The following is a 6,884-nucleotide window of genomic DNA, read 5'->3' on the forward strand; positions in this document are numbered from 1 at the left end:
GTTGGTATGATTGAGGGGGATTTTATTTATTTGCTGATTTGATGCCAGTATTGGGAAAAGAGTTGACTTTACCACCAAAATTATACCCTTAGCCAAATCCTCTATCGAAGAAATCAAAATTTAATTTTTTCAATTCATGCTTGTCTCCCAATTCCCCTAAATTTCCCTCTAAAGGTCTATTTTCTTGGAGAAACATCAAAGATTAGGATTGAGTTTGGGTAAATAAACTCAACTATCTATGAAAACTGACCATGTATTTTATTATCGTTGGTGGAGGAGCAGAAGGAGCTAGCTTGGCATCTCTAGCCTTAGAATTAGGACATCAAGTAGCAATGATCGAGAGTAATTCCGAACAAGCTCAGACTCTCTTGCAAAAATTTGATAATGTTAAAGTATTTAATGCTGATATTGCCGAAAGTGGTATCCTCGAAGAAGTTGATATAGAACGAGCAGATGCGCTTTTTGCCACCACAGACGATGACTCGGCAAACTTAATGGCTGTTTTTTTGGCAAAAGAAAAAAAAGTCAAAAATATAGTCACGATGCTGAATAACAAAGGACACCAACAGATGTTTGAACGTCTGGGAGCTAAAGTTTTAGTCAATCCAGAAACAATTATCGCTCAGCGTTTGCTTGATTTCCTCGATCGCGAGGAGGATACATCTGAGTGAATCCTTACCTGAAAACAATTCTCCGTGACCTTGGCTTATTTTTGCACGTTCCCGGCATCATGGCGCTAGTGTCATTGCTGGTATGTGTAGCCTGGGGCGAATATTTTGCCATTCGTGCTTTTACGATAACCGCGATCGCCACTCTTGCTACTGGTCAATTATTCTACCGCACTTGTAGTCAAGGTGCTTCGGCTTCTCGAATACGCTATGCGATGTTAACCGTAGCTTTAGCTTGGGCGATCGTACCTTTGTTTGGTGCAATTCCGTTTATCCTTATCGCCCAAAATTTAACCATCTCTGGCGACGCTTCAGCAACAGTTATCTATTTTCAAAACTCACTCAATGCTGTGTTTGAAGCCTTTTCTGGCTTTACCAGTACCGGATTGACAATGGCACTAAATCCCAGCCGACTACCTCATAGTATACAGTGGTGGCGATCGCTGATGGAATGGGTTGGTGGAGTTGGTGTAATTGTTTTAGTTGTCTCGTTGCTCGATCCCAGTACGGATGCTTATCAATTATATAGTGCTGAAGGACGCTCGAAAAGAATTGGTTTAACTGTACAAGTAACTGTACGCCGCATTTGGTGGATTTATATCCTATACACTTTTGTTAGTATTATTTGGTTGCGCTTAGTGGGAATGCCTTGGTGGGATGCAATTAATCATGGAATGACGGGAATTTCTACCGGAGGTTTTAGCATTCAAGATGACAGTATTGGTGCTTATAGTCAAACTATTCAAATGGCAGTAGTACCAATTATGATTGCTGGGGCAATTAGTTTCCCAGTTCATTATCAATTAGTGCGCGAGTTTCGTTTTTTTGCTTTGTGGAAAGATTCTCAACATAAAGCTTTCTGGATTTTACTTGCTTTAGGAATCTGTTTACTTTGGTTTTTTAACTATTCTTTTAATTGGTCAGTTGTTTGGCGGGAAGCAGTTTTTCAATGGGTCTCAGCTTTAGGTACTTGTGGTTTTAGTACGGTTAATCTTAAAAAATGGACGGCTGGGGCTAAGTTACTATTAAGTATAGGAATGATTATTGGTGGTGCGGCAGGTTCTACTGTTGGTGGAATTAAACTTAGTCGAGCAGTGGTATTGTTTAAAGCAATCCTTTGGCGTTTTCAGCGTTTGCATCTGAAACCTCACCAAATTATGCGTTACAAATTAGATGAACGGGTAGTAACTGAAACTGAAGCTATTCGCCGCGTAGAAGCAGCCGCAGTCTTAACAATTCTTTGGCTGGGATTGCTGTTAATCGGAGTTTTTGTCTTGCTTGAGGTAGTTTCTGCTTATGAATATAACTTAAGTGATGTTATTTTTGAGGCGGCTTCGGCTTTGGGAAGTGTTGGTTTATCTACCGGAATTACGGCTCCGGATCTAGCGCCTCTGGGGAAAATAAGTTTAATTATTTTTATGTGGATGGGACGCTTGGAAATTATTCCAGTTGTGCTTTTATTTTCGGCTCCTTTCGTAGCTTTGACTAAGGTATCGAGGTCGAGAAAAATTAAAAAATAACTAAAAATTACAGGTTATGATTGTCAATTTGTTAGAAAATGGTTGGGAAATAATTTATCATCGCGCTCATGCTTTACTTGCGGCGCAAATTGCCGGATACTGGCAAAAAGAACCTTCTTCACCTTCCTCGCGTTTGTTTGAAACTGTAGCGGCGATCGCGCAACATGACGATCTCGAACGAGAATGGGAGGAAGAGTTACTTACTTCTGCGGGCGCACCTCTAGATTTTCGCCTGGAAAAAAGTTTAAGTGTAGAACAATTATACGGACAAATTGAGGAAGCATTTTATCGCGGACGTTGGGTGGCGATGCTGACTTCGATGCACTTATGCTTCCTTAACCAAGCTAAGTCAGATAAGTCTGAGGAGTTAAAGAAATTTCTCGACGAACAAAAATTTAGACAACAGCAGTGGCGTAAAGAATTAGGTATAAACGATCGAGAAGCAGAGAAACAATATGCTTTTATGCGCTGGTGCGATCGCCTCTCTTTAATTCTTTGTCTGCAAGAAATTCCTAGCGCCCATCGTTCATTAGAAATTATCACCTTTCCTGATGGCACTCGCTACGATATTCAACAGTTAGAAAATAGTTATCTTACCGTTACACCTTGGGTTTTCGCTGAAACGAAATTTACTGTTAATGTCGATGCTTGCTATCTCGATCGTCTCAAGTTTGAAAGTAACGACGAAATTAAAGCAGCATTGAAAACAGCGCCGAGAAAACTCCGCGAATGGACTTTTGTGAAAGACAGTTGTTAACTTAAAGTGAGACAAACGTAACATTTGCTCGTTGCTAATGCTTCAAGTCAGGCTAAAAAAGCAAGATATTCTGAATTTATCTAACTTTTGTTAGATGCCAAAGCGAGATTTCATGGTTTAATCAACCAGTAAAATGTTTTGTAATTAAAGCGGAGATTTGTTCGGGATGCACGTTGCTATAACGAGCTTTATCTGGCATAACGACAATATTGGGTCCACTTTTACATTGCTTGAGACAACCAGTGGCTCTAATTGTAACTCGATCTTCAAGCTGGTGCGATCGCAAAGTTTCCGCGATCGCACCATAAACCACTCTCCCACCTCGCTTACAGCAATCAGCTTTCTGACAAACTAAGATACTCGCTTTGGCTTTCGGTGGGCTAACTGCATTCACTGATTGAGGATTAGCTGCTAACTTCACCTCATAAGCTGTTAACTTCAGTTTCCCCGTTTTGTACTTTTGCTCTCCTGTCACCTCAACCCAGCACCCAGGTTGAATTGCTGGATCTAAACGATAACGAATCTCTTTTGAGAGTTTAAACCAATATTCTCTTTGCGCGATCGCTATTCGCAGATACTTAATTTTGTAACCGTCTTCGATAACGAAATCCAACAATTTCCCAACTACGGTGAATTCTGTAACTGGGGATTTTAACATAACCATAACTTTTGCCCAAACCTCGGATTAACTTTCTTCGCGAGAAGTTTCTAGCTGCCAACAACAGTTTAGCCAATTAATTAGATCGCGGCGAGAAGCTGTAAGATTCCTGACAACGCTCCAAAGTTGAATTGCCCCTGTTGGACTGTAAACTTCAACTTGTAACTCCTGATTAGTAGCACAACGACAGGGGATCTGTAAGTCTTGCAAACGGTAGTAGACTTGCCAGCGATCTGCCCAGTTAACTGCTACACCTGTTTCTAGTTTTGGATTTGAACTCATTAGCCCTCACGACGATGAAGATTAGCACTTTTGGGTTGCCCAGCACGGTTACTAGGCTTAATTTTTGGTTTTAGTTGAATTTGTTAAAAAATCGTGACTATAATTAATATAGACTAAAACGCAAATAATTCTCAATTAGCTGAAAAAAATTTAAGAAAGTTTTTTGAGTAAGCGAAAAGCCTGTTAGCTAGGGATGACAGGCAAATGCTCCTATGGCTGAAGTGTGTGGTAGACTACTCTCAGTTAGCAATAAAGCCCCCTAGCTCAAAGGTAAAGAAATGACACAAGCACAAGGTTTGCTCCGCCCCTTTGGTGAAGTAGCAGATAATCCAATCATGCTAGAGCGCAACGTTACCGAGCCAATTTGTGAAGGCTTAAACGTATTGCTCTCCAGTTTTCAAGCTTTGTATTTGCAGTATCAAAAGCATCACTTTGTTGTTGAAGGTTCAGAATTTTACTCTCTGCACGAATATTTCCAAGAAAGCTACGATGACGTACAAGATCACGTCCACGAAATTGGCGAACGCTTGAATGGATTGGGAGGAACTCCCGCAGCGACATTTAGCAAATTAGCTGAGTTATGCTGCTTCGAGCAAGAAGAAGATGGCGTTTTTCCTTGTCGGGAAATGATCGAACACGATCTAGCTGCCGAACAGGAGATCATAAAAGTGTTACGCCGTCAAGCTGCCCAAGCAGAAAGTTTAGGCGATCGCGCTACCCGCTATCTCTACGAAAAAATCCTCCTGAAGACAGAAGAACGTGCTTATCATCTCGGTCACTTCCTTGTCCCTGACAGCTTAACCCTTGGTTTTGTCGCTAGCAAAAACGGCGCCGCCTAAGCTAAGATTCACCAAAACTGCAAAAGTCTCCCCAGCTTTTGTAGTTTTTTTTGTCAGCCTACTTGACAAAAACTCGCGTTTATTCTCTCACTAAGATTTTCAAGACAGTTTGCTAATGCTTAACTTTTTTAACAAGATGTTGAGATATTTGTAAAGATTGGGCTGAAATCAAGCAAAAATTGCAGTGTCATGGTAACTTCAATTGGTGTTAAGCCACAAATCCGTAAATAACGAGTAACAAATTAAGCAAGGAGGACGCGAGTGAAATTACAATCTACTCAAGCTGAGAACCAACTCTTCCGTGAAGATATCAGTGAGTACGTTGCCGAGCTACAGCTACACATGACATTACAAGCTCGTAACTTAGTACCCAATCTCAGTCAAGCAGCAGATAGTCGAGAACAGTTGTTACAAGAAACCCAAGCTAATATCGAAAAATTGGTTTCACGTCAAGGAATTTAAGAAAATTTAACTTTAAAATTAGCGATCGGGTGCGTTAGTTATGTAACGCACCCGATTAATTAATCGCGACTGAGAGCAAGCCAAGATTCAGCCAGTTTGAGTCCAGTTTGCCAAACCTGATAACCTTTGCGATTGAGATGCAGACCATCAGTAGTTAACTCTTGGCGTAGCAGACCATCAGCATCAACAAACAAGCGATGTAAATTAAGATAACTTGCCCCTTCCTGTTTCGCAATAAAAATAATTTCTCGATTCAGACGACGAATGCGATCGCTAGGAATACTAGCCAAGCGAGTTGGTAAAATCGACTGGACGATAACTTCCGCTTGCGGATGACTTGCTCTCAATTTCTGGACGATCTGGCGAATATTAGCCAAAATCGTTTCATCACTCGCCCCTTGACGCAGATCGTTAATTCCCACCATCACATAAATCGTCTCCGGTCGAGTTTGCTCAAAAGCCTGAATGCGTTGCAAAACCTGAGGAGAATTTTCGCCCGAAATCCCTTGATTGAGCCAAAACTTCCCTTTAGGTAGCAATTGGGAAGGAAACCAAAGACTCAGCGAATCACCAACCAAAACATTCAAGCGATTATTACCTTGACCCTGAGCTAAAGCTAGTGCCTCTTTCTGTAATAATTGTTTCCAATGTTGATGAGTAGGTCGATCCGACGCTTTCTCCCAAAGCGATTGAAAACTATTCGGACTCAAGCGAGTATACAACGTTCCCCGATTCAAAGCAGCCAGCCTTTGCTGGTAAAGTTGAGAACCAGAAGCCGGAGTCGGGAACGAAGATTCGAGAGTAGAAAATTCGCTAAACTCCGGATCGAGACTTTCCACAGTGGGAATAATATTCTCAGTTTCAGCAGCCTCAGATAGCCCCGCATCGTTAGCAGCAAAAATAGTTAATAGATTTTCCAGGGGGTTTTGAGGTATCGGCGGAGGCGGAGCAGAAACAGGTCCAGTAGATAGTAAACTAACAGCCAGTAAATAAGGATCGCTCATCAAGTCACCACAATCTCTTATTCCTTTGACAAGACTTAGATGTCAAACTCAGGAATTTTTTCTAGGGTAGATAAGTTTGGGTAAGTCTTATGTAACGGCAAAACCTAAAATAGTGTCGGTGAATAAAAACAACACGCTCTGTAATGACAATTAAGATGCAATCTGTAGAATCAAAAACCCAAGATGCGCCAGACTGGTATAAACGCCTGTTTGCTTGGTTGATGGCTCATGGTACTGCTAAGTACGAAGCCCAAATGGCTGACTTTAAGCGAGCCTTATTCAATGACTTACAAGGGAATGTTTTAGAAATAGGGCCTGGAACTGGTCCAAACTTATGTTATTATCCGGCTGACATTCATTGGATTGGGATTGAACCAAACCGATTCATGTATCCCTATTTGAAGCGAGAAGCTGAACGACTTGGCTTAGACATCGACCTTCGTTTGGGAACCTCGGAACGATTGGATATCGAGGATAACAGCATCGATGCTGTTGTCAGTACGCTTGTTTTGTGTTCGGTGGATAGTCTCACCGTAACGTTACAGGAAATTATTAGAGTTCTCAAGCCTGGTGGACGCTTCTTTTTCCTCGAACACGTAGCTGCACCAGAGGGTACTAAGTTACGACAGATACAACAATGGGTGCGACCCTTATGGAAAACTTTTGGTGATGGTTGCCGCCCCGATCGCGAAAC

Annotated in this window: 9 protein-coding genes; 6 read left to right on the forward strand and 3 right to left on the reverse strand. The window is 41.6% G+C overall.

Annotation, left to right across the window (positions count from 1 at the left end):
- Positions 1 to 251 precede the first annotated feature (251 nt).
- Genes G3T18_RS16905 through G3T18_RS16915 form a run of 3 tightly spaced genes read left to right on the forward strand, consistent with a single transcriptional unit; the run spans position 252 to position 2,945 of the window.
- Positions 252 to 671, forward strand: coding sequence for a potassium channel family protein (locus G3T18_RS16905; protein WP_224411752.1), 420 nt, complete (start codon positions 252 to 254; stop codon positions 669 to 671).
- Positions 668 to 2,188, forward strand: coding sequence for a TrkH family potassium uptake protein (locus tag G3T18_RS16910; RefSeq protein ID WP_224411753.1), 1,521 nt, complete (start codon positions 668 to 670; stop codon positions 2,186 to 2,188). Before G3T18_RS16905 ends, G3T18_RS16910 begins: the two co-directional genes overlap by 4 nt.
- 16 nt (positions 2,189 to 2,204) lie before the next feature.
- Positions 2,205 to 2,945: a DUF3891 family protein gene (locus tag G3T18_RS16915; protein ID WP_224411754.1), complete on the forward strand. Its 741-nt coding sequence runs from the start codon at positions 2,205 to 2,207 to the stop codon at positions 2,943 to 2,945.
- Between the two features lie 121 nt (positions 2,946 to 3,066).
- On the opposite strand, the gene G3T18_RS16920 is transcribed toward G3T18_RS16915, so the two are convergent.
- On the reverse strand, positions 3,067 to 3,609 hold the full coding sequence (locus tag G3T18_RS16920) for a (2Fe-2S) ferredoxin domain-containing protein (protein ID WP_224411755.1): 543 nt from the start codon (positions 3,607 to 3,609) through the stop codon (positions 3,067 to 3,069).
- 21 nt (positions 3,610 to 3,630) lie between these two features.
- Positions 3,631 to 3,885, reverse strand: coding sequence for an Asr1405/Asl0597 family protein (locus G3T18_RS16925; protein ID WP_224411756.1), 255 nt, complete (start codon positions 3,883 to 3,885; stop codon positions 3,631 to 3,633).
- 278 nt (positions 3,886 to 4,163) lie between these two features.
- Between G3T18_RS16925 and G3T18_RS16930 the strand changes: the two genes are divergently transcribed.
- Both G3T18_RS16930 and G3T18_RS16935 read left to right on the forward strand, forming a co-directional pair.
- On the forward strand, positions 4,164 to 4,724 hold the full coding sequence (locus tag G3T18_RS16930; RefSeq protein ID WP_224411757.1) for a DNA starvation/stress protection protein DpsA: 561 nt from the start codon (positions 4,164 to 4,166) through the stop codon (positions 4,722 to 4,724).
- A 261-nt stretch (positions 4,725 to 4,985) separates the two neighbouring features.
- Positions 4,986 to 5,186 carry a hypothetical protein gene (locus G3T18_RS16935; RefSeq protein WP_224411758.1) on the forward strand — a complete coding sequence of 67 codons (201 nt, stop codon included), beginning with the start codon at positions 4,986 to 4,988 and terminating at the stop codon, positions 5,184 to 5,186.
- 59 nt (positions 5,187 to 5,245) lie between these two features.
- Here the strand turns inward: G3T18_RS16935 and G3T18_RS16940 are convergent, their stop codons facing one another.
- Positions 5,246 to 6,190 (reverse strand): GDSL-type esterase/lipase family protein, encoded by a 945-nt coding sequence (locus G3T18_RS16940; protein WP_224411759.1) that lies wholly within the window; start codon positions 6,188 to 6,190, stop codon positions 5,246 to 5,248.
- Positions 6,191 to 6,333: 143 nt separating this feature from the next.
- Between G3T18_RS16940 and G3T18_RS16945 the strand changes: the two genes are divergently transcribed.
- The coding region (locus G3T18_RS16945) for a class I SAM-dependent methyltransferase (RefSeq protein WP_224411760.1) at positions 6,334 to 6,884 on the forward strand (551 nt) is incomplete at its 3' end.

This window comes from Oscillatoria salina IIICB1 (genome assembly GCF_020144665.1).
In the GTDB taxonomy this organism is placed as follows: domain Bacteria; phylum Cyanobacteriota; class Cyanobacteriia; order Cyanobacteriales; family SIO1D9; genus IIICB1.